This window comes from Wolbachia endosymbiont of Drosophila bocki (assembly GCF_028982005.1).
Taxonomy (GTDB): Bacteria; Pseudomonadota; Alphaproteobacteria; order Rickettsiales; family Anaplasmataceae; genus Wolbachia; species Wolbachia pipientis.
The window spans coordinates 1-901 of the sequence record NZ_JAPQLG010000148.1 but is presented as its reverse complement, the minus strand read 5'-3'; the positions used below and the strand labels follow the sequence as shown (position 1 = coordinate 901).

Genomic DNA, 901 nt, shown 5'->3' with positions numbered 1-901 from the left:
AGTTAAACCTACCGGGATAAAAGTCGGAGTCCCGTAGCTTGGGTAGCAGCATGTAGGGAGACCAAAGTGTTGAAGCCTACCGACAACGTTATTGTAGGATAAGGGCGAATTACCAGGCCGTAGCGAAAGCGAACACATAGGTGGCCTCGAAAATTACAAATCCTAAAGGCTGAGCCCACGTTGGTAGGGTGAAGGCAATAGGGATAGCTGAAAACCCGAATGATACGGCATATCTACTTTAGCGGGGTGATAGTGATGGCATGGTAATGAGGACATATGAAGCAACTGGAGAAGCCCTACTCATCCCAGGAAGAAATACCTTGGAGCGGTAAGTTCTATAACTGGAAAACAGGAAATGAACCGAAGATGAGAGGGTGACGGATGGGTGCGTAGTAGTGAAGAAGTGAGGTAACTCTCATGGAGCAAAGGCACCCTGCTAGTGGAGATCTTTTAACAAAAGGAAGGTAAAGGTAAAAATGACAAAAATGCCGATAAAATTACAAGACCTGAGAAGAAAGATATATACCAAAGCGAAGGCAGAACCGGAATGGCGATTCTGGGGAATCTATGTTCACGTCTGCAAGATGGAGACACTAGAAGAAGCATATAAGCTAACAAAGAAAAGTAATGGGGCACCAGGAATTGATGGGGTGACATTCAAATCAATAGAGGCAGAAAGCTTAGAAAAGTATCTTCAGCAAATAAGACACGAACTAACAACCAAAACCTATAGCCCAAATAGGAACCGGAGAAAGGAAATACCAAAAGTTGGGGGAAAACTCAGAACGTTGAACATACCCTGCATCCGGGATAGAATAGTGCAAAGTGCACTAAAGCTAATAATTGAACCAATATTTGAATCTGACTTTCAGGACGGATCATATGGGTACAGACCTAAGAA

1 pseudogene is annotated in these 901 nt (G+C 43.6%); it reads left to right on the top strand.

From position 1 onward, the window contains the following. Positions 1-485: 485 nt before the first annotated feature. Positions 486-901: pseudogene (locus OZD61_RS03230) on the top strand (group II intron reverse transcriptase/maturase); the annotation flags it as partial.